Raw genomic sequence first — 21,142 nt, forward strand, 5'->3', positions numbered from 1 at the left:
ACAAGAGGTAAGACCATGTTCATCAAGCAAAGCATTACCGTGGCGGTGGCCTCCGCCGTGCTGTTCCTGTCCGGCTGCGCCACTGTCGGTACCGACTTCAAGGCGCCGGCCAATGCGGCCGATGCCGGCTTCCGCCATGCACCGCAAGCCGTGGACAGTGCCGCGCGGCTTCCGCAAGAATGGTGGAGCGTGTTCGGCGACGAAACGCTGAACCGGCTGGAGCAGCAGGCATTGGCCGGCAGCCCGACCGTGAAGGCGGCCGCGCAGCGGCTGCTGCAGGCCGAGGCGCAACTGGGCGTCACCCGCGCCAGCGAACGGCCGCAGTTGAACGTCAGCGCCGGTGTCTCGAACACGCGCACGTCGGCCAATGCGGCGCAGGGCATCGCGCAGGGCCGCCGCGCCGTCGCCGGCAACAACTACGCGATCGGCTCGTCGTTCTCCTACGAGCTCGACTTGCTGGGCCGCGTACGCCGTGCCGTGGAGGCAGCCGACGCGCAGGCGCTGGCGGCGCAGGCCGACCGCGATGGCGTGATGCTGCTGCTGACGTCGCAGATCGCGACGACCTACTGGGAACTGCGCGGACTCGATGCGGAAATCGGCATCCTGCGCGGCGCACTCGATACGCGCCGCGAAACGGAGGAACTGGCGAACGCGCGCTTCGATGCCGGCCTGTCGAACGAACTCGATACGTCGCGCGCGAAGATCGAACGCGCCAATGCCGAAGCCGACCTGGAAGAAGCGCAGCGCCAGCGCAACACGCTGGAACATGGCCTGGCCGTGCTGCTGGGCGCATCGCCATCGTCGACCGTGCTGGCAGCGGCGACCGGCGACGCCGGCCTGCCGCGGCCGCCGGCAATCCCCGTGGGCCTGCCGGCCAGCCTGCTGGCGCAACGGCCCGACCTGGCGCAAAGCGTGGCCACGCTGAAGGCGGCCAATGCGAACATCGGCGTGGCCGAGGGCGCGCTGTACCCCACGCTGAGCCTGACCGGCAATTTCGGCTTTGCCTCCGAGAGCCTGTCCGAGATCGCCAAGGGCGGCTCGCGCCAGTTCAGCTTCGGGCCGCTGGCGCTGTCGCTGCCGGTGCTCGATGGTGGCCGCAACAAGGCCAACCTGGCGGCCGCGCAGGCGCGCTACGACGAAGCGGTGGCGAACCACCAGGGCCGCCTGCTGACCGCATTGCGCGAAGTGGAGGATGCGCTGTCCGACGTGCAGCAGCGCGAGCGGCAGGGCAAGGCGCAGGCGGTATCGCGCGAGGCGGCCGGTCGCGCCTACCAGGTGGCGCGCGCCCGCTACGAGCGCGGCCTGTCCACCTACCTGGACGTGACGGATGCGCAGCGCAGCGCCCTGGCCGCCGACCGGGCCGCCGCGCAGATCGACACGCAGCGCCTGCTGGCCGCCGTGTCGGTGGCACGCGCGCTGGGTGCCGGCTGGCAGCCGGAAGGCAGGCTCGCGCAGCTGGCACAGGCGCCGCGGCCATAACCGCCGCGCTACGTGCGTTGCGCGGTTTCCCCGGCCAGCCACTCGATCAGTGCCCGCGCGGCGGGGGAGAGGCCGCGGTGCGGCGCATAGATGAGCGAAAAGGCGCGCATGCGCCCGGACAGCGCGGGCAGCACCGGCACGAGCCGGCCCGCGGCAATGGCTTCGGTGGCCATCAGCTCCGCGCAGATCGTGATGCCGAGGCCCTGCGCGGCCAGCGTGACGACGCCCATCACGTCGTCGGACACGGTGATGGCCGGCGTGGGCGGCCAGTCGACGTCCTTGCCTTCGACACGCAGCATCCACGGGATCACGCGCCCCGTGCTGGGGCGCACGAAGGCGATGCAGCGCTGGCGCCGCAGGTCGTCGAACGTCTCGAGCGGGCCGGCGGTGCGCACGTAGCCGGGCGAGGCCACGAGGATCATCGCGCCGTCCTCGAGCTTGCGGGCGACCATGCTGCTGTCCGGCAGCGGGCCGGAGCGGATCGCCGCGTCGTAGCCTTCGGCCGCCAGGTCCACGTTGCGGTTCGTGATGTTCAGTTCCACGTGCACGCGCGGATGGCGATGGGCGAACGTGGCCAGCATGGGCGCCAGCCGGCAGTGGGCATAGCTGGTGGGCACGCTGAGGCGCACGCGGCCGGCCAGTTCCTCGTGCGGCGCGCTGCCGCTGATGGCCTGCTCGGCTTTCTCGACCAGCGCGAAAGCCTGGCGCGCCTCGTCCACGTAGAGGCGGCCGGCGTCCGTCAGCCCCTGGCTGCGCGTCGTGCGGCGCAACAGCTGCGTGCCAAGCCGCGCTTCCAGGCGGGCGATGGCGCGGCTGAGCACCGAGGGCGTGGTGCCGAGCACAACGGCGGCATTCGTCAGCGAACCTTCGTCGACGACGCGCAGCAATGCCTCCACGTCGGCCAGGTGATCGAAACGGCGCGCCATTTTTACCTTTCAAGAACAGATGATTTGTCGATGAGCCAGTTTATCGGCGCTTCGGCGAAAAATACAATGGCTTCATTCACCCACAAAGGAAAATCAACCATGCCATTACTGGAAAAACTGCAGTGGCGCTATGCCACCAAGAAGATGGACCCGAGCCGCCCGGTGCCGGCGGACAAGGTCGAGCGCATCATCGAGGCGGCCCGCCTGGCGCCCACGTCCAGCGGCCTGCAGCCGTATGAGATCCTGCTCGTGACGAACCCGGCCATCCGCAAGCGCATCGCCGAGGTGGCGTGGAACCAGCAGCAGGTCGTCGACGGTTCGCACCTGCTCGTGTTCGCCGCATGGGACGACTACACGCCCGAGCGCATCAACCAGATGTTCGACTACACGAACGACGTGCGCGGTTTCCGCAACGAAGGCTGGGAAGCCTATCGCCAGCAGCTGCTCGCCACGTACCCGCAGCGCGGCGCCGACGTGAACTTCAGCCATACCGCCCGGCAGGCCTTCCTGGGCCTGGGCGCGGCGCTGATCGCGGCCGCGTTCGAGGAAGTGGACAGCGTGCCGATGGAAGGCTTCGACCCGGCCGCCGTGGACGACATCCTCGGCCTGCATGCCCGTGGCCTGAAGAGCGTGGCGATGCTGCCGCTCGGTTATCGCGCCGAGGAGGGCGACTGGCTCGTCAACCTGCCGAAAGTGCGCCGCCCGCGCGAGCAGTTCGTTACCGAAGTCGCGTAAGCAGCACCCGCACCCGGGCGAAGCCGGCCTGCACGATCACGGGCCGAAGCGCTCCAGCAGGTAGCCGACGAACGTCGTCAGCTTCGGCGTGGCGCGCCGGTCGCGCGAGTACACGAGGTGCATCGGGCGGGGCGCCGGCAGCCAGTCGCGCAACAGGGGAACCAGCCGGCCTGCGGCGATGTCGTCGGCCAGGATGCGTTCCGCCTGCATCACGATGCCGAAGCCGTTCAGCGCGGCCATCCGCAATGCGGCCGTGCTGTTCGCGCGAAAGCGTCCCGGCCGCACCAGGCGGCCATCCACTTCTCCCTTCAGCTTCCACCTTGCCTGCGGCAGCCAGCCCGTGAATTCGAGGCACTCGTGGTGTTCCAGGTCCGCCGGCGTGCACGGCGTGCCGTGCCTGGCCAGGTAATCAGGGGCGGCGCAGATCGCCATCGCATAGGGTGCCAGGGGCCGCGCCACGAGCGTGGAATCGGGCAGAGGCCCGATGCGCACGGCAAGATCGAAACCTTCCTCCACCAGGTCCACGGTGCGGTCGCTCAGGCTCAAGTCCACCGCCACGTCCGGATAGCGTGCCAGGTAGCCGGTGATTGCCGGGCTGAGCCACTGGGCGCCGAACGATACCGGCGCGGTCACCCTGACCAGGCCGCGCGGCGCCGCCCGCATCGCCTCGGCCACCGATTCCGCTTCGCCGATTTGCGCCAGGATCGCGCGGCACTGCTCGGCGTAGCGCCGGCCGATTTCCGTCAGCGCCTGGCGCCGCGTGGTGCGGGCCAGCAGTGCCGCGCCCAGCATCTGTTCCAGTGCGCGGATGTGCTTGCCCACCATCACGGGCGACATCGCGCAGCGCTCGGCCGCCGCGGTGAAACTGCCGGCGTCGACAGCGGCGACGAACACTTCCATACTGCGCAGCTTGTCCATTGCGAACCCTGGGTTTGTAATATCCGTCATACTAGCGCATTTATTCTTCAGAAGACAGGGACGATACTGGCTGCTCACTCAAGCAAAAGGAGCAGACATGAAGATCATCGTCATCGGCGCGGCAGGCACTATCGGCAAGGCCGTCGCGGAACGGCTGGGGCAACGGCACGACATCATTTCCGCCGGGCGTTCCAGCGGGCAGCAGCAGGTGGCGATCGAGGATTACGCCAGCGTGCAGGCCCTGTTCGCGCGCACCGGCCCCGTGGATGGCGTGGTCGTTGCCGCCGGCGGCCTGCACCTGGGACCATTCCCGGACATGACGCCCGAGCAGTTCCGCACAGGCCTGGACAGCAAGCTGATGGGGCAGGTGCACGTGGCGCTCGCCGCGCAGCACGCCTTGAACGACGGCGGCTCGATCACGCTGACGTCCGGCATCGACGCCTACCACGCCATCCGCCATGGCGCCAATGCGATGGCCGTCAACCTCGGGCTGGAAGGATTCGTCGCCGGTGCCGCGCTGGATCTCGCGCGTGGCGTGCGCATCAATGTCGTTGCCCCCACGGTGCTGACGGAATCCGTGCCGCTGTACGGACACCTGTTCCCGGGCTTCGAGTCCGCCGACGGCAAGCGCGTCGCGCTCGCATACGAACGCAGCGTGGACGGGCCGGAAACGGGCAAGGTGTACCGCGTCTACTGATGCCGGGCGCCGGCATGCCGGGCTTACAATGGGCGCTTCTTTCTACCCGAGGAAACGCGCATGAAGAATCTCCTGCTCCCGATGGTACTGGCCGTGTCGGCCGCGACGGCGATGGCGGCGCCGCCCGGTGTGGCCGAATTGAACCGGATGACGCAGCGGTTCGCGCCCGTCGAGCTGAAGGCCGATACGTCGAAGCTGTCGGCCGGCGACCGCAAGGCGATCGCGAAGCTGATCGAGGCGGCGCAGGTCATCGACACGCTGCAACTGCGCCAGCGCTGGGTGCACAACGAGGCGCTGTGGGCCGCGCTGAAAAAGGACGCGACGCCGCTTGGCAAGGCGCGCGCCGATTACTTCTGGCTGAACAAGGGCCCATGGTCGAACCTGGACGGCAACGCCTCGTTCCTGCCCGCGCGCATCAGTGGCATCGCCATCCCGGCCAAGAAGCCGGAAGGCGCGAATTTCTACCCGGCCGGCGCCACGAAGCAATCGCTCGAACAATGGATGAACGGCCTGCCGCCAGCGGATAAGCAGCAGGCCCAGTGGTTCTTCACGACGATCCGCGCCGGCAAGGACGGCAAGTTCCGCACGGTGAACTATGCCGACGAATACCGGCCCGAACTCACGAAGCTGGCGGCGCTGCTGAGGGAGGCGGCGGCCGCCACCGATAACGCATCGCTGAAGAAATTCCTCACCCTGCGCGCGGACGCCTTCCTGTCGAACGATTATCTACCGTCCGACTTCGCGTGGATGGACCTCGATTCGGCGGTTGACGTGACGATCGGCCCCTACGAGACCTATAACGACGAGCTGTTCGGCTACAAGGCCGCATTCGAAGCGTATGTCAGCATCCGCGACGAGGCCGAGACGGCGAAGCTGGAATTCTTCGCCAGGCACATGCAGGAAATCGAGGACAGCCTGCCGCTCGATCCGCAGTATCGCAATCCGAAAGTGGGGGCGGTGGCGCCGATGGTCGTCGTCAACCAGGTGTTCGGCGCCGGCGACGGCAATATGGGCGTGCAGACGGCCGCCTACAACCTGCCGAACGACGAACGCATCATCAGCCAGCGCGGTTCCAAGCGGGTGATGCTGAAAAACGTGCAGGAGGCGAAGTTCAAGGCCACGCTGACGCCGATCGCGCGGATGGTGCTGCGGCCGCAGGACCAGCAGGACCTGGATTTCAATTCCTTCTTCACCCACATCCTGGCGCATGAGATCACGCACGGCCTGGGCCCCCACAGTACGCAGGGCGGCAAGTCGACACCGCGCCAGGACCTGAAGGACACGTATTCGACGATCGAGGAAGCCAAGGCCGACGTGACGGGCCTGTACGCGCTGGCGACCATGATGGAAAAGGGCCAGCTGAAAAGCATACTGGGGCAGGGGGAAGCGGCCGAACGCAAGCTGTATACGACGTTCCTGGCATCAGCTTTCCGCACGCTGCATTTCGGCCTGTCCAGCTCGCATGCACGCGGCATGGCGATCCAGGTCAACTACCTGCTGGACAAGGGCGGCTTCGTCGCCCATGCCGATGGCACGTTCTCCGTGGATTTCACGAAGATCCGCCAGGCCATTACCGATCTCGACCGTGAATTCCTGACGATCGAAGCCACTGGCGACTACGCCCGCGCCAGGGACATGATGGCCAGGTACGTGGTGATCCGGCCTGAAATCGCCCGCGCGCTGGACCGGATGAAGGCGATCCCGAACGATATCCGCCCGGCGTTCCCGACGGCCGCGACACTGCTGGCGAACTGAACCTTCCCATGGCAGGCCACTGGCCTGCCAGTCACTTGCGCTATCTGTTGCGCATTCCCGCATTGCTTTGCGAAATCTCAAACCTGGTCAGCACATGGCAACATTCATATTGCCCAATGTTAAGACCACTATGTCGGGCCGCAAGAGCCATTACGCTTCGTGCAAACTTGTAAATTTCAGTAAGGAAATATTTTGTAACAGCCCGGATTTCCCGGTAACAAATTTCCGTACGGCATGTATAGTAATTCTTCCCGATGGAGAAATTCATGCCGACGTTTTCCTTTATCCCTGCCCGCGCCGCCGTCACTGCACTGCTGCTTTCGCTGTCCGCGACGTCCGCCTTTGCCGCCCAGCTCACCACGCTGGAAACCCGTTGGCTGGCCGCCGCCGCCCCCGTGCTCGCCTATGCGAAGACCTTGAACCTGCCCATCGATATCATCGTGCAGCCGAAAGCGGGCCCGAACGACGTGCCGCTGGCGATGGGGTTTGCCGACGGGCGCTGCAAGATGGTGCTGTCGATGCGGGGCAATCCGAATGCGGAAACGATCCTGGCCGACGTGGTGGACGACCAGCGCGATATTTTGATCGAGGCCATGGCGGCGCACGAGGTAGGCCATTGCTGGCGCATCGCGCGAGGACACTGGCATGCGCTGCCGGCCGGTTTCACCGAGGCAGGGCAGGAAATCGCCGCCACGCCGGAGTTGCTGGAGCTGTCGAAACAGATGCGGGAAACGCGCCGCGAAGAAGGCTTTTCCGACCTGGTGGCCCTGGCATGGACGCAGTGGCGTCATCCCGCCCAGTATGGCCATGTATATGGCTGGATGCGCAAGGTGCGTGACGACCAGCCTGCCAGCCATGGTTCACACGACACGCGGGCCTGGCTTCAACTGGCGCCGCACGGCGGCGTGTTTGCCGCGGCTGCCGGTCCATTCGAGCAGGCTACCGCATTGTGGAGCAAGGGCTTGCTCGTGCCTGAGTAACAAATCGACAACAAGTTCCAGTCTGTGTTCGGCTGCGCACAGAAGGATGGGCTGCGGTAGCGTTTAATCGTTCGTGCCAACCATCCTAAGGGGACTATCATGAAAAAAGCCGCATTCATCACGCTGGCACTGGTCAGCGCATTCGCCACCGCCCAGACCGCGAACAACTCGGCCTACAAGGCAGCGCACGACAAGGCTGAAGCCAACTACAAGGCCGCCAAGGACCGCTGCGAGAAGCTGAAGGATAACGCCCAGGACGTGTGCGAAGAAGAAGCCAAGGTCGCACAGGCCCAGGCAGAACGCGACGCCGTGGCCAAGCACAAGAACACCGGCAACGAACTGGCCCGCGCCGATCGCAAGCTGGCCGAGGCCAAGTTCGAACTGGCCCAGGAGAAATGCGACGACCTGAGCGGCAACGCCAAGGATTCCTGCCAGGCCCAGGCCCGCTCGATGAAGGCCAATATGGCATCGACGATGGCCGGCGATGGCCGCACCGCCGTGCTGGTCGATAACGGCACGGGCGCCGCCGTGGCCGGTACCGCCGCCGACGTGCGCGATCGTACCGCCGCTGCCGCCGACCGCGCAGGCGACCGTACCGAGGCCGCCCTGGACCGTGCCGGCGACCGCACCGCCGCCGCCACCGCGAATGCCCGTGACAAAGCTTCCGACATGGCCGCCAACGCCAAGGAAAAAACGGCTGACATGGCACATTCTGCGAAAGAGAAGACCGCCGGCGCCGCCGGCACCGCACAGGCTGCGATGTCGGACACGATGATCACCGCGAAAGTGAAAGCCGACATGGCCGCCGACAAGACCGTGAAGGCGATGGACGTGCACGTGGAAACCCAGAAAGGTGTCGTGATGCTGAGTGGCTTCGTGCCATCGAAGGCCGAGGCTGACCGCGCCGTCGAACTGGCCAAGGGCGTGCAGGGCGTGACGGACGTGAAGAGCTCGATCCAGGTCAAGAAATAAGCGTCAACCAGCTGATTTCAGCATCTCCGGTCTGGCCCGCCTCTCAGGCGGGCCTTTTTTTCGGACCTGTTTTCGGTCTTTTCTGGCCGTCCCCCGCTCCGCCTAGCGCGCGGTATAGCCGCCGTCGACCGCATAAAAGCCGCCGGTGCAGAACGAGGCCCGCTCCGACAGCAGGAACGCGATGAACTCGGCGACTTCCTCGCGGGTGGCCAGGCGTTGCAGTGGATGCGATGCGGCCATGGCATCGAGTACTTCACCGGGCGATTCCAGCATGCGTGGCGTGGCCACGTAACCGGGGCCGATGGCGTTGATGCGCACGTTCTTGTCCGCGTATTCGAGCGCCGCGGCCCGGGTCAATCCCAGCACGCCGTGTTTCGCGGCCGTGTAGGCGGCAATGCCGGCCACGCCGACGATCCCGTTGGCGGACGACAGGTTGACGACCGCGCCGCCGCCCGCTGCGACAATGGCCGGCAACTCCGCCTTCAGGCTGAGGAAGATCCCCGTCAGGTCGGTGCCGATGACCGTGTTCCAGGTATCGAGCGACAACGCTTCGAGCGGCGTGTCATGGGGCCCCGTCAAGCCCGCATTGTTGACGGCCAGGTGAAGCGCGCCGAAGGTGTCGACCGTGCGGCGCACCACCTCGCGCACGGCCTCTTCGTCGCGCACGTCGGCTTCGATCGCCAGTACGCGCCCGCCGCCCGGGTCGAGTTCGCGGCGCAACCGTTCCAGCGCCGCGCCGTCATGCCCGGCGACGGTAACCGCCGCGCCGCCGGCATGCAGCCGCCGGGCGACCTGTTCGCCGATACCTGTCGCGGCGCCCGTCACCAGCGCCACGCGGGATGAAAATTCAGTGGAAGAATCCATGGAGCCTCCTCGATGGGACTTTCTGAATGGAAGCCACTGTCATGATCCGGTCAAATTCCGGTGGGATCATGGCGGCCTTTATCCGACCGGAGTATTACATGCACCCTCGCGCGTACGGCGCCGCCCTGGCGCTGGCCCTGCTGTCCGCCTGCGGCAGCGATAACGATCATGATCGCGGCACCGGTACCGCCCCGCCGCAGGCCGTGCCGGAAGCGCCGGTCGCCACGCCGGCGGTGGCATTCATGACGGACGTGCACTTCGAGAACGTGTATGGCGATTTCAAGAGCACGCAGTTCGCCGGCATTCCCACGAAGGATGGCAGGAACGCGACGATCCGCACCATGTATGCGCAGCTGACGTCGACCCGGCTGTTCAACGAAAACTACTTTGCGTTCCGCGCCGCGCTGGACGACGCCTATGCAAAGGGTATCCGCCACGTGGCGCTGCCGGGCGATTATTCGGACGACGCGCAACCGATCAACATCGATGGCATCGCGGAGATCCTGAAGGAATACCAGGGCAAGGGCATGCGCTTCTTCCTGGCGCCGGGCAACCATGATCCGAACGAGCCGCATGACGACAACGAGGCGGGCAAGAACGATTTCCTGACGAAGGACGGCAAGGAACAGAAGGTATACGCCACCGGCAACGCAGCCTGCAAGGCCAAGGATCCCACGGTAGTCTGCACCGACCAGCTGATGGAGCAGGGCTACGAGAAGCTGCTGGTTAAGCTCGGCGAGCATGGCTTCATGCCGAACCGGGCCGACGTGTACTGGGAAACGCCGTTCAGCAGGTACGGCGGCGCGTATAACTATGACCAGGCAAGCACCCAGGCGGCGCTGGCCAACCGCCACTTCGAGATCTGCGCCGAAGGCACCGGCGGCACGTACAAGGCGGCGGGCGAGACAAGGCTGGGCCGCTCGTACACGAAGTGCACCAGCATCGTCGACGCCAGCTACCTGGTGGAACCCGTGAAGGGCCTGTGGCTGCTGGCGATCGACGCCAACGTGTTTGTCCCGAACGGGAACTTCGACCCGGCCAACCCGAAGAATTTCAAGGGCTTCGATGGCGCCGGCAACGCCGGCTGGAACAAGGTACTCACGCACAAGCAGCACCTGATGGCGTGGATCAAGTCCGTCAACGAGCGGGCCAGGGCGCAAGGCAAGCAGCTGATGGCGTTCTCGCATTACCCCACGATGGATTTCTACGCGAACCAGACGGGCGCGATGAAAGCCGTGTTCAAGCCGGGTGCCTTCCAGACCGCGCGCGTGCCCGAAGCGGCGACCACGGCCGCGGTGGCCGCCACCGGCATCCCGCTGCACGTGGGCGGCCACATGCACTTCAACGGCACCAACGACACCACGGATGCGAACGGCAACTTCCTCGTCAACGTGCAGTCGCCTTCGCTGGCCGTCTATGGCGCGTCGTACAAGATCGTCGCGTACAAGGACAAGGACACGATCGATGTGCAGACCGTGCCGCTGAACGCGGTACCGCGCTTCAACGAACTGTTCCCGCACTACCAGGTCGAATACGACCAGCTGCAGGGCAGCCCCAAACGCTGGAACCGCACCGTGCTCGATACGCAATCGTATGGCGAATTCACGCGCTACTATTTCGGCGAGCTGTCGCGCCTGCGCTTCATGGACGAATACTGGCCCTGCGAAATGAAGGAAGCGGCGATGAGCCTGGACGGTCGCCAGATGCTGATCCTGTCGCAACTGCAGACGAAGGTCACGCTGGCCCAGCTGAAGGACGTGCCGGGCGTGCTGCCCCTGACCGCGGGCTGCGCCGCGAAGGGCACCGCCGGCAGCGATGGCGTGCCCGCCAGCCAGCTTGCCGCCGACTGGGCCGCGGCCACCACGAAAGCGGACAGGCTGGCCAGCGCGGCCGGCCTCACGCTGGCCAGCTTTGCCAGGATCACCGCCTACGACTTTTATGGCGACTTCCACCGCACCGCGTATGCCGGGGAGCTGGCGCTGCGCGACATGGGCCAGGAGCGGGTGAGCCAGTACAAGGTGCTGATGGGCGCGTTCCCGGCCGCGCCGGCGCCGATCGCGATGAGCGGTGGCCAGCTGTCCGACCAGAATCCCGTGCATGTGGCGTTCCAGAACCAGTTCAAGGCGGTCTTCGGCATCTTCCGGGGCCTCGGTTCGGCCAAGCCGAGCGGCCACTTCACGATCGACCTGAAAGGCAAAAAGGTCAGCAACGCCGAAAGCGCAGCGCTCACGTTCAACTGACCTGCAACGCAAAAACGGCGGGTATACTGGCTGCCCAGGAGGATGGCCAATGATCGATGAAGTGAAACGGGTGGCGGCGTTCTGCGCCGGCGGCAGCGGTGGTGAGCACGGCGGCAATCCCGCCGGCGTATGGACCGGCGCGGTGCTGCCCGCCGAAGCGGACATGCAGCGGGTCGCCGCCGCGATCGGCTATTCGGAGACGGTGTTCGCCGCCCCCGATGGCGAAGGTGCGGCAGCGGGCTGGCGGGTGCGCTATTTCTCCCCCGAATCCGAGGTGCCGTTCTGCGGCCACGCAACGATCGCGCTCGGCGCCGTGCTGGCGCTGGAACACGGCCCGGGCACGTTCGCGCTGCGCACCAACCATGCCAGCGTCAGCGTGGAAAGCAAAGTGGAAAGCGGCGCCATTGCCGCCAGCCTCGTTTCGCCCCCTGCGAGCGGCACCCCGGCGCCACGGGCCATCGTCGACGAAGCGCTGGCGCTGTTCGGCTACACCGATGCCGACCTCGATGAACGCATCGCCCCGGCGCTGGCGAACGGCGGCGCGGGCCACCTGATCCTGGCATTGAAAACGCGCGCTGCATTGGCCGCGATGCGCTACGACCTTGCCGCGGGCCGTGCACTGATGCGGCGCGAAGGCTGGGCCACGATCGCGCTCGTGCATGCCGAAACGCCGCGCCGCTTCCACGCCCGCAATCCGTTTGCTTCCGGCGGTGTCTACGAAGATCCCGCAACCGGTGCCGCGGCTGCCGCACTGGCCGCCTACCTGCGCGACAGCGGCTGGCCTGAACCGGCCATCGACATCGTGCAGGGCGAGGACATGGGCGTGCCGTGCCGGCTGCATGCGCAGGCGCTGCCGGGGCGGGGGAGTGCGGTGCGCGTCTCCGGCCGGGCGCGGCTGATCGGGGAGGGGGCGTGATGCGCGCCGTGTCGCTGTTGCTTGCGGGGGTGCTGCTCGCTGCCGGCGCCCACGCCCGCGCCTGGGAGGCGCCGGCCGCCTGTCCCGCGAATGTATCGGATGCCGACTTGCCCAGCATCTTCGCCGGCCACGAGGGCTGCAATCCGATCGGTAAATACTACGGGGCGCTGCGCAGCGCCAGGCCGGACTGGCAGGCCGTGCATCGCTGCGCCGTGCAGGACCGCAACGATGCGGTGCTGATGATGCTGCATGCGAATGGCCATGGCGTGCCGCGCGACGTCGACCGCGCGATCGGGCATGCGTGCCGCGTCGACGGCGCGAAGGCCGAACTGGAAGGCCGCATCGCGCACCTGCAGCAGATCAAGGCCGGCAAGGACAACGAGCCTTTCGACCTGTGCGACGACATCACCAGCGGCATGATGATGGGCTTCTGTGCGGGCATCGAAGAGGATGGCGACAGCGCTGAACGGCATGCCGCGCTGGCCAGGCTGGGCGCATCGTTCACCGCCGCGCAGCAGGCACGTTTCGCGGCGCTGCGCAAGGCCACCGATGCGTTCGCGGAGAACGTGGGCAGGCTTGAAACGGACCTTTCCGGCACGGCGCGTGCCGCGATGGTGATCGGCGCAGAGTCGGCAGTCCAGGATGCATTGCTGGCCGACCTGCGCGCCGCCGAAAGCGGCAAGCTGCCTTCCGCGACCGAGGCTGCGTTCGCCACCGCCGACAAGGCGCTCAACGACGTCTATCGCAAGGTCATGGCGCTGCCGGCCGACGCCGAGGGGCGCATTGGATATTCCACCGTGACGAAGCCGGATATCCGCATGACCCAGCGCAGCTGGATCGCCTACCGCGATGCGTGGACCGCGTTTGCACAGGCGCGTTATCCATCGGTGCCGGCTGCCGCATGGAAGGCGCGGCTGACCACGCGCCGCACGGCAAGCCTGCAGGAGTGGCTGGACTGAGTGGCTGGACTAAGTGGCTGAACTAGGTGGCTGAAACCAGGCGCCGCCGTCAGTGCGATGTCGTCTTCGAGAACAGCTGCATGACGAGCACGCCGGCGACGATCAGGCCGATGCCGACCAGTGCCGGCAGGTCGAGCCGCTGCTTGTACAGGAAGTAGCCGGCCAGCGTGATCAGCACGATGCCGGCTCCGGACCAGATCGCATAGACCACGCCCATGGGGATTGTGCGCAGCGTCAGCGACAGCAGGTAAAACGCGATGCCGTAGCCGGCCACCACGAGCACGGAAGGCAGCGGGCGCGTGAAGCCTTCGGAAACCTTCAGCGCCGAGGTGGCGATCACTTCAGCCACGATGGCGATAGCCAGGTACAACCAGTTCATTGCGGGGTCCTTGCAGGGAAAACCTCACTCTAGCATTCCGCCGCGGATTGCTACCCATGCGCACCCATGCGCCTGTTCCGCTACCTTGCCGCAACATGCAAGTCGTATGGCATCATCGCGCGCACCGCAGTGCCCAATTGGTCCCGCAGTTTCCCGAACGATCCTGTCACGAAAGGAAATCAGATGCCATCCCGCTTGCCGCTTGCCCGCTTGTCCGCTTCCCTTGTCGCCGCCGCCCTGATGGCCGGCGGCACGTCCGCCGTTGCCCAGACCGCGCCGCTTCAGAAAGGTATTACGCTGGAAAAAGTGGCCGACTTCGGCCACCAGGTCACCGGCGTGACGGTGGCCGAGGATGGCCGCATCTTCGTCAACTTCCCGCGCTGGACCGAGGATTCGCCTGTCTCCGTGGCCGAGGTGCGCGATGGCGCGACCGTGCCGTTCCCCAACGAGCAGTGGAATGCGTGGCGCAACGCGCGCAAGGATGAACTGTCGCCCGGCGAGCACTGGGTGTGCGTGCAGAGCGTGGTGGCCGACAAGGCGGGCAATGTGTGGGTGCTGGACCCGGCCGCGCCGGCCCAGGGGCCGATCGTGCCGGGCGGGCCGAAGCTGGTGCGCGTGAGCCTGGCGTCGAGCGCGGTGCTGCAGAACATCCGCTTCGACGAAAGCGTGGCCACGCAGGGTTCCTACCTGAACGACGTGCGCTTCTCGCCGGATGGCAAGTGGGCGTACATCACCGATTCCGGCGTGCGCGGCGCCATCGTGCTGGTGGACCTGGGCACGGGCGAAGCAAAGCGGCTGCTGGACGGCCACCCGTCCACGCAGCCGAAGAAGGGCCTGGTGGTGACGGCCGACGGCAAGCCGCTGCGCCGGCCGGACGGCAAGGGCATCGAATTCGCCGCCGACGGCATCGCGCTGTCGCCGGATGGCCAGTACCTGTACTGGCAGGCGATCAAGGGCGATACGCTGTACCGCATCGCCACCAGCGTGCTGGTCGAGGAGGGCTGGCGCGGCGACGATATCGGCGGCAAGGTGGAAACGGTGGGGCGCAACGGCGTGGCGGACGGGTTGCTGATCGACCGCGGCGGCAAGCACATGTACATCACGTCGCCCGAGGACGACTCGGTCAAGGTGCGCAACCTGCAGCTGCCCGGCAGCGAGCCGCGGCTCGTGATCCGCGACCAGCGGCTGCGCTGGCCCGACACGTTCAGCCAGGGCCCGGACGGCACCGTGTACGTGACCACGTCGCGCATCCAGGATTCGGCATTCTTCAAGCCCGATGCGCCGATCGCCTTGCCCACGTCGCTGTGGCGGCTGAAGAACGGCAAGTAAACGAAAACAAACGCAGGCAAGCAGCCTGCGACAGCATTTCTGCGAACAGACGTGCGCTTTTTTGCGCCACGGATCAGCCAACTCGGCTATTCTCCCGTCCTTTATCAAATCGTCACGGCCCACAAGGCCGTGGCGGGCAGCAAAAAGGAAGCGGATGAAGTTGGCAAGCCCTGGAGACCATGCACAAGCAAGATCGGAATTTGTACTCATCAACCTGTTGAAGGCCGTGGCCGCACAGTTGATCGTGCTGCACCACCTGGCGTTCTACGGCCCCATGGCCGACCGGGCACGGCCCCTGGTGCCGGACCTGATGGACTGGCTGGGCGACACGGCGCGGATCGCCGTGCAGGTATTCCTCGTCATCGGCGGCTTCCTGGCCGCGAAGTCGCTGAGCCCTGCGGCGCATGCCGGGCTGGCCAGGCCGCGCGCGGCGATCTGGCGGCGCTATGTGAAGCTGGTACCGCCGTTCATGGCCGCGACCCTGCTGGCCGCGCTGGCCACGGCCGTGGCCGCCGCCTGGATGACACACGATTCCATTTCCGCGCCCGCCACGTTCGCGCAGCTGTGCGCCCACGCGGTCCTGCTGCATGGGGTGCTGGGGTATGAATCGCTGTCGGCCGGCGCATGGTATGTCGCCATCGATTTCCAGCTGTATGCGGCGCTGGCGCTGCTGCTGTGGCTTGCGGGGCGCGTGGCCGGCACGCGTGCGCTGCCGTACCTGGTGCCCTGCGCCGTGGCCGCGGGCATGGCGGTGTCCCTGCTGTACTTCAACCTGGATGCGGACTGGGATGACTGGGCGCCGTATTTCTTCGGCAGTTATGGGCTGGGCGCGATGGCCTGGTGGGCCGGGGATCGCGGCCGCAAGGGCGGTGCCGTGGCGCTGCTGGTAGCACTGGCCGTGCTGCCGGTGCTGGGTGCGCTGGTGCTTGAATTCCGTGAACGGATCGCGCTGGCGCTGGCCGTTGCCGGCGTGCTGTTCCTGTTCGGCCGGTCGAGGACGGCGTCGGGCAGCCTGGCGGCCACCGTCATCGGCAGGCTGGGGCGCATCTCGTATGCGGTCTTCCTCGTCCACTTCCCAGTGTGCCTGGTCCTGAACGCGGCATTCACGCGCTTCGTGCCGCTCGATCCGCAATGGCAGCTGCTTGGCGTGGCGGGCGCGTGGGCCGCGAGCCTGGTGGCCGGTGCCGCGTTCCACCGCTGGGTGGAAGTGCCGCTGGGCCGCATTGTGCATTCCGCGACGAGGCGCGCCACCGGCCCGGCCAGCCCGGCCTGGCGGTCCGAAGGGAAAGCGCTGCGCTCCTGAGGCGTTCGTGGACGCCCCGTTCTACAGCTCGATCTTCAGGCGGGCGACCACGCTGCGTTCGGCGCCCGGCGTGACGTACAGGTTGCCCCACGATGACGTGTAGAACGTGCGGTTGGCCAGGTTGTGCACGTCCACCGACAGGCGCGTGCGCCCGTTGACCTGCCAGTAGCTGACCAGCTTGAACGTGGTATAGGCCGGCAGCGAGTACGTGTCGGCGCTGTTGCCCGAGCGCTCCCCCACGTGGTTGACGCCGGCACCGATGCCATAGCGGCCGCCGCCGGGCAGGCGGTCTTCGCGGATCGCCAGCAGGCCCGCGCTGACTTCGGGCACGTTGGCCAGGCGCGTGCCCGCGGCCAGCGTCCTGTCCTTCGTCACGCGCGCATCGTCCCACGTCAGGTTGCCCATCACGCGCCAATGGCGGCCTACCTGGCCGTTCACGTCGGCCTCCGCCCCGGTGCTGCGGATTTCGCCGGCCGCCACCGAGTAGCCGGGAATGTCGCTGGCGGTCAGCACATTGGTCTTGGTGATGTCGTAGACGGCGAACGTGGCGCCCAGGCGGCCATCGCGCGATTGCAGTTTCCAGCCCGCTTCATAGGCGGTCGAACGCTGCGGGTCGAAGGCCTGGCCCGCGATGTCGGTGCCGTTGTTGCCGCGGAACGATTTGCCGGCCGAGACATACAGCGAGCTGGTGTCGTTCGGCAGGTACGTAATGCCGGCACGCGGCGTGACGGCGCTCTGCTTGCGCGACACGAACGTTTTCGCCACGCGGTTTTCCAGCGACTGGCTGTATTCGTCCCAGCGCAGGCCGGCCAGCAGTTTCCAGCGGTCGGTGAGGCTGACCTGGTCTTGCGCGAACACGGCCTTGACGCGCTGGCGCTCGTCGGAACTGGAGGTGCGATTCACCAGCGCCGGGGCAGGCGTGCCGTACACGGGCGCATGGATGTCGATCGGTCGGTTCGACGAGCGCAGGATTTCCGTGTTCATCCACAGGCGCGATGCCTCGGCGCCGACCAGCAGCGTGTGCCCGACGTCACCGGTGGTGAACTTGCCTTCGAGTTCGGCCTGCAACGCCGTGTCGCGCGAGGGCAGCGTGCGCCAGGTGGCCTGGCGGTTCAGCGTGCGGTTGTCCGCCGCCAGCGCATTCGCTTCCGTGTACTCGCCGTCAAATTCGCTTTCCTTGTAGCTGGCGCCGATGCGCAGGCGCCAGCCGTCCGCTAGCATGTGCTCGAGCGTGGCCTGGTACGTGTCGCTGTTCAGGCGCATGTTCTCGTCGCCGGGTTCGTTGAGCACACGGTCGCGCGGCAGCGTGCCCAGCACGCCGCGCACATTGATCACGCCGCGGTCGAGCGGCGTGTTCACACGCAGGAATTCCGATTCGACATTGAGCGTGGTGCGGCTGTCGATCACCCAGGTCAGCGCGGGAGCGACGAGATGGCGCTTGTTGTGCAGCAGCGAAGAGCGCGTGGCGCCTTCCTCGGCCATCACGTTCAGGCGGTAAGCCACCGACGCCGTCAGCGCGCCGGTGCTGTCCAGCGTGGCACGGCGCAGGCCCGTGCTGCCGACGCTGACCTCGGCCACGTTCGCATTGTCGAACCTTGGTTTCTTGGTGACGATATTGATCGTGCCGCCCGGCTCGCTGCTGCCATAGACGGCACCGGCCGGCCCCTTCAGGAATTCAAAACGCTCCACGGTGGCGGTATCGCGCGGCGGATTGTAGCCGCGCGACCCGGGGAAGCCGTTCACGAGGTAGCCCATGTCCGTGCTGCTGAAACCGCGTATCGCGAAGTTGTCCCACGTGCCGCCGAAGTCGTTCAGCCGCGCGATGCCGCTGACGAAATCGACGGTGTCTGCCATTCGCGTCGCGCCCAGGTCATCGAGCTGCTGCTGGCCGATCACGCGCACCGATTGCGGCACTTCCCTGAGGGGCGTATCGGTGCGCGTGGCGCCGCGCGACTGCTGCGCGTTGTAGCCGTCGGCTGCGCGCTCGGCAACGACAGTCACCTGCGGCATCGCTGTTTCGGTGGACTCATCGGTATTGGCGCCGGCGGGTAACGCAGCGGAAAGAAGGCACAGCGCGGCAAGGCCGGTGGCGGAAGATGGGGACTTGCGGGCTGGCATGGCGACTTTCGGGCAAAAAGCCAGCAATATAAATGAGAATCATTTCTAATTGCAAGGTGTTTGCCTTGGCAACGTCAAAGGCCAACCGGGGGCGGTTGGCCTTTGCCGAGGCGGAAGCGACGCTGCCGTGTTATTTGCGCCGTGCGCGACGCGTCTGCCAGCCAAGCCCCGCCAGGCCAAGGGTCAGCAGTGCAAGCTGCGACGGTTCCGGCACCGGGCTGACGCCGGCGTAGGCGCCGGCAAAGTAGCCGAGTTCGCCGACCTGTTCCGTGTCGCCGCTCGTGAAGGTGACGGTAAGCTGGCGCCCGGCCGTGTTGCCGAGATAGCTCGTCAGGTAGTCTTCGGTCTGGACCGGGACGCCGGTGACGGGATCGTCGTTGATGGCGAACAGTCCAGTGTGGCTCGGGCTCCATACATTGCCGGCATCGGCGCCCCCGGCGACCTCGGCATCGAGGTACAGGATGACTTGCGTGTTCGCCGTCAGCGTATAAGTATGGCCCACGGCGACAGTGCTGAAGAGCTCGCCTGTAATGCCGTTGAACGATGCCGATGCATGCCCCAAGCCGTTCTCCAGCGATGCCGTTGCACTGCCGGCACCGACTGTGGCGGTGACGGTGCCGTCTTCGAACAGATACTCGAGCGGGGCGGGGAAGCCGTTGCCGGGGTCGAAGCCGGCAGTCAGTCCCTTGCCGGGTTCGTCCAGCGTCAGGGCAGCCGTAATGCCGTCGTTCAGGTCGAGATCGATGACTTCGTAATGGAAATTGCTGAAGTGTGCCGAGGACGACACATCGGCAAGGGCGGTCAGTGGCAGCGACAGGGCGAAGGTGGCAGCGATAAGGGGCAGTTTCATGTTCTTGGGCTCCGGCGTGTTATGGAAAGAACATCATGTTAGCCCGGCCGGTAGCGGCGTCTTGCGTGTTTGTTGCGCGGATTTGTCGTGAAAGTTTCACGAAAAAAAGGCCAACCGCGAGGGTTGGCCGAACGAGGGAGTGTCAGGCAATGGTGCAGAGTTCGTGGTCAATTCAAGAATCGCGGCGCATGCTCCTTGCGCCTGCACGAGTTCGCCATGGCATGAACGAGCGCCATGGTAGCTGGACTGGTGAGCGGGGTCTTCAGCGATAGTTGCGCGAAATTGTCATGAATGTATGACCTTGCGCAAGGTGGGAAATTGCCATCACGGTGGCCGACAGGATGAGACAGCAAGTGCGGCGAATGGTTCAGTTCACTCCACAGGCGCGGGTGACAGCGCCAACAAAAAGGCGCTGTGCGCGTAAAGCTGGGGAACTTCCCTGCGGAATCACAGTCTGATCTTCTGTTGAGATACTTCATGTATACGCGGAGGGGACGATGGGCGCAGCAGAGTTCCACGTGGTGTTCAAGGCGCTGGCGCAGCTCCAGCTTTCCGACGATGAGATCGCTCTTTTGCAAGGCTTCCTGGCGAACGTCGTGCAACCCGGCCAGTGCCTGCGCCTGATCGAGGAGGCTGCCGGCAAGCGGCCTTGTCCCGGATGCGGCGGCACGCGATGCCACCGCAGCGGTCACGCCAACGGCCTGCAACGCTATCGCTGCGTGGCCTGCCGGCGCTGCTTCAATGCGCTGACCGGCACGCCGCTGGCCCGCCTGCGGCTGCGCGACAAATGGTTGCCTTACTTCCAATGCCTCATCGAGTCGAGCACGGTGCGCAAGGCTGCCGAGCGGGTAGACGTGGCGAAGTCCACCAGCTTCCGCTGGCGTCATCGTTTCATCGCCGCCGTGCGCTGCGAGCGCCGGCCACAGCTCTCGGGCATCGTCGAAGCCGACGAAACGTATCACCTTGAATCGCAGAAGGGGTCGCGCCACCTGGATCGGCGACCTCGCAAGCGTGGCGGCAAGGCGTCAAAGCGCGGGATCAGCAAGGAGTTCGACTGCATCCTGGTGGCGCGTGACCGCAATCGGCAAACCTGGGAATTCGTGACGGGTCGCGGCCCGATCAGCGCCAGCCAGCTGTCCGAACACCTGAAACCCGTACTGGCACCGGACATCCTGTTGATCAGCGATGCCGCCAGGGCGTATGTCACATTCGCCAGGCAGGCTGGCATTACGCATGAGGCGGTGAACGTCAAGGCGGGCATCCGAACGCGCGGCGCCATCCACATTCAGGGTGTAAACGCTTGGCACAGCCGCTTCAAGGCCTGGCTGCGTCGGTTCAATGGCGTGGCCAGCCGCTTCCTGAGCAACTATACGGGCTGGCTGCGCATGCTCGATACGGCGGCGTGGCCGGCACCGGCGCAGTGGCTGCGTGTTGCGGTAGCGTCTGCCTGATGGCGGCAACCGTGACAACGGCACTCATCAAAAGTTTCGTGCCTCTAAGCAGTGACCACTTTACGCTAACAGCGCCAACAAAAAAGCCAACCGCAAGCGGTTGGCTTCTCTGATCTATTCGTGGTAGGCCGTGCGGGATTCGAACCTGCGACCAACGGATTAAAAGTCCGCTGCTCTACCAGCTGAGCTAACGACCCGAAAGAGGCCGTATTATATACGCGTCGTTGCGCTCTGCCAAGGTGCATCGAACATAAAATTGCGCGATGTCATG

General features: G+C 66.0%; 18 protein-coding genes and 1 tRNA gene. 12 read left to right on the top strand and 7 right to left on the bottom strand.

Translation table 11 applies throughout. The features are described from left to right. Nucleotides 1–15: 15 nt before the first annotated feature. Nucleotides 16–1,479 (top strand): efflux transporter outer membrane subunit, encoded by a 1,464-nt coding sequence (locus tag EWM63_RS18475; RefSeq protein WP_130187846.1) that lies wholly within the window; start codon nucleotides 16–18, stop codon nucleotides 1,477–1,479. A gap of 8 nt (nucleotides 1,480–1,487) precedes the next feature. Here the strand turns inward: EWM63_RS18475 and EWM63_RS18480 are convergent, their stop codons facing one another. Beyond that, complete coding sequence (locus tag EWM63_RS18480; RefSeq protein WP_130187847.1) at nucleotides 1,488–2,405, bottom strand: LysR family transcriptional regulator; 918 nt, start codon at nucleotides 2,403–2,405, stop codon at nucleotides 1,488–1,490. Between the two features lie 99 nt (nucleotides 2,406–2,504). Here EWM63_RS18480 and EWM63_RS18485 point away from each other — a divergent pair, with 99 nt between their 5' ends. Further along, a complete protein-coding gene (locus EWM63_RS18485; RefSeq protein WP_130187848.1) occupies nucleotides 2,505–3,140 on the top strand; it encodes an NAD(P)H-dependent oxidoreductase in 636 nt (211 codons plus the stop codon). Between the two features lie 36 nt (nucleotides 3,141–3,176). Here EWM63_RS18485 and EWM63_RS18490 read toward each other — a convergent pair whose 3' ends face one another. Then, nucleotides 3,177–4,058 (bottom strand): LysR family transcriptional regulator, encoded by an 882-nt coding sequence (locus tag EWM63_RS18490; RefSeq protein ID WP_130187849.1) that lies wholly within the window; start codon nucleotides 4,056–4,058, stop codon nucleotides 3,177–3,179. A gap of 97 nt (nucleotides 4,059–4,155) precedes the next feature. Here EWM63_RS18490 and EWM63_RS18495 point away from each other — a divergent pair, with 97 nt between their 5' ends. From EWM63_RS18495 to EWM63_RS32075, 4 genes are all read left to right on the top strand, one after another. After that, nucleotides 4,156–4,755 carry a short chain dehydrogenase gene (locus tag EWM63_RS18495; protein ID WP_130187850.1) on the top strand — a complete coding sequence of 200 codons (600 nt, stop codon included), beginning with the start codon at nucleotides 4,156–4,158 and terminating at the stop codon, nucleotides 4,753–4,755. Between the two features lie 60 nt (nucleotides 4,756–4,815). After that, on the top strand, nucleotides 4,816–6,510 hold the full coding sequence (locus EWM63_RS18500; protein ID WP_130187851.1) for a DUF8614 domain-containing protein: 1,695 nt from the start codon (nucleotides 4,816–4,818) through the stop codon (nucleotides 6,508–6,510). Between the two features lie 266 nt (nucleotides 6,511–6,776). Then, the gene (locus tag EWM63_RS18505) at nucleotides 6,777–7,490 is read left to right on the top strand and encodes a hypothetical protein (protein WP_130187852.1); all 714 of its coding nucleotides are present in this window, start codon (nucleotides 6,777–6,779) and stop codon (nucleotides 7,488–7,490) included. A gap of 99 nt (nucleotides 7,491–7,589) precedes the next feature. Beyond that, nucleotides 7,590–8,462 (top strand): BON domain-containing protein, encoded by an 873-nt coding sequence (locus EWM63_RS32075; RefSeq protein ID WP_207221113.1) that lies wholly within the window; start codon nucleotides 7,590–7,592, stop codon nucleotides 8,460–8,462. A gap of 102 nt (nucleotides 8,463–8,564) precedes the next feature. Here the strand turns inward: EWM63_RS32075 and EWM63_RS18515 are convergent, their stop codons facing one another. Beyond that, entirely contained in the window at nucleotides 8,565–9,326 is a 762-nt protein-coding gene (locus EWM63_RS18515) for an SDR family NAD(P)-dependent oxidoreductase (RefSeq protein ID WP_130187853.1), read from the bottom strand. A 98-nt stretch (nucleotides 9,327–9,424) separates the two neighbouring features. On the opposite strand from EWM63_RS18515, the gene EWM63_RS18520 reads away from it, so the two are divergent. Genes EWM63_RS18520 through EWM63_RS18530 form a run of 3 tightly spaced genes read left to right on the top strand, consistent with a single transcriptional unit; the run spans nucleotide 9,425 to nucleotide 13,441 of the window. Next, nucleotides 9,425–11,566: a metallophosphoesterase family protein gene (locus EWM63_RS18520; protein WP_130187854.1), complete on the top strand. Its 2,142-nt coding sequence runs from the start codon at nucleotides 9,425–9,427 to the stop codon at nucleotides 11,564–11,566. A gap of 49 nt (nucleotides 11,567–11,615) precedes the next feature. Then, nucleotides 11,616–12,482 (top strand): PhzF family phenazine biosynthesis protein, encoded by an 867-nt coding sequence (locus EWM63_RS18525; protein WP_130187855.1) that lies wholly within the window; start codon nucleotides 11,616–11,618, stop codon nucleotides 12,480–12,482. Beyond that, nucleotides 12,482–13,441, top strand: coding sequence for a lysozyme inhibitor LprI family protein (locus EWM63_RS18530; RefSeq protein WP_229487966.1), 960 nt, complete (start codon nucleotides 12,482–12,484; stop codon nucleotides 13,439–13,441). Before EWM63_RS18525 ends, EWM63_RS18530 begins: the two co-directional genes overlap by 1 nt. Before the next feature lie 49 nt (nucleotides 13,442–13,490). On the opposite strand, the gene EWM63_RS18535 is transcribed toward EWM63_RS18530, so the two are convergent. After that, the gene (locus EWM63_RS18535; RefSeq protein WP_130187857.1) at nucleotides 13,491–13,820 is read right to left on the bottom strand and encodes a DMT family transporter; all 330 of its coding nucleotides are present in this window, start codon (nucleotides 13,818–13,820) and stop codon (nucleotides 13,491–13,493) included. Nucleotides 13,821–14,003: 183 nt separating this feature from the next. Here EWM63_RS18535 and EWM63_RS18540 point away from each other — a divergent pair, with 183 nt between their 5' ends. Then, nucleotides 14,004–15,149 carry an L-dopachrome tautomerase-related protein gene (locus EWM63_RS18540; protein WP_229487372.1) on the top strand — a complete coding sequence of 382 codons (1,146 nt, stop codon included), beginning with the start codon at nucleotides 14,004–14,006 and terminating at the stop codon, nucleotides 15,147–15,149. A gap of 154 nt (nucleotides 15,150–15,303) precedes the next feature. Then, nucleotides 15,304–16,452, top strand: coding sequence for an acyltransferase family protein (locus tag EWM63_RS18545; RefSeq protein WP_130187858.1), 1,149 nt, complete (start codon nucleotides 15,304–15,306; stop codon nucleotides 16,450–16,452). Nucleotides 16,453–16,473: 21 nt separating this feature from the next. Here the strand turns inward: EWM63_RS18545 and EWM63_RS18550 are convergent, their stop codons facing one another. Continuing rightward, entirely contained in the window at nucleotides 16,474–18,570 is a 2,097-nt protein-coding gene (locus EWM63_RS18550; protein WP_130187859.1) for a TonB-dependent siderophore receptor, read from the bottom strand. A gap of 130 nt (nucleotides 18,571–18,700) precedes the next feature. Further along, entirely contained in the window at nucleotides 18,701–19,420 is a 720-nt protein-coding gene (locus tag EWM63_RS18555; RefSeq protein ID WP_130187860.1) for a PEP-CTERM sorting domain-containing protein, read from the bottom strand. A gap of 497 nt (nucleotides 19,421–19,917) precedes the next feature. On the opposite strand from EWM63_RS18555, the gene EWM63_RS18560 reads away from it, so the two are divergent. Next, on the top strand, nucleotides 19,918–20,871 hold the full coding sequence (locus tag EWM63_RS18560) for an IS1595 family transposase (RefSeq protein ID WP_165390863.1): 954 nt from the start codon (nucleotides 19,918–19,920) through the stop codon (nucleotides 20,869–20,871). 121 nt (nucleotides 20,872–20,992) lie between these two features. Here EWM63_RS18560 and EWM63_RS18565 read toward each other — a convergent pair. Continuing rightward, nucleotides 20,993–21,068: transfer RNA gene (locus EWM63_RS18565), tRNA-Lys, on the bottom strand. Nucleotides 21,069–21,142 lie beyond the last annotated feature (74 nt).

The organism is Pseudoduganella lutea (assembly GCF_004209755.1).
In the GTDB taxonomy this organism is placed as follows: domain Bacteria; phylum Pseudomonadota; class Gammaproteobacteria; order Burkholderiales; family Burkholderiaceae_D; genus Rugamonas; species Rugamonas lutea.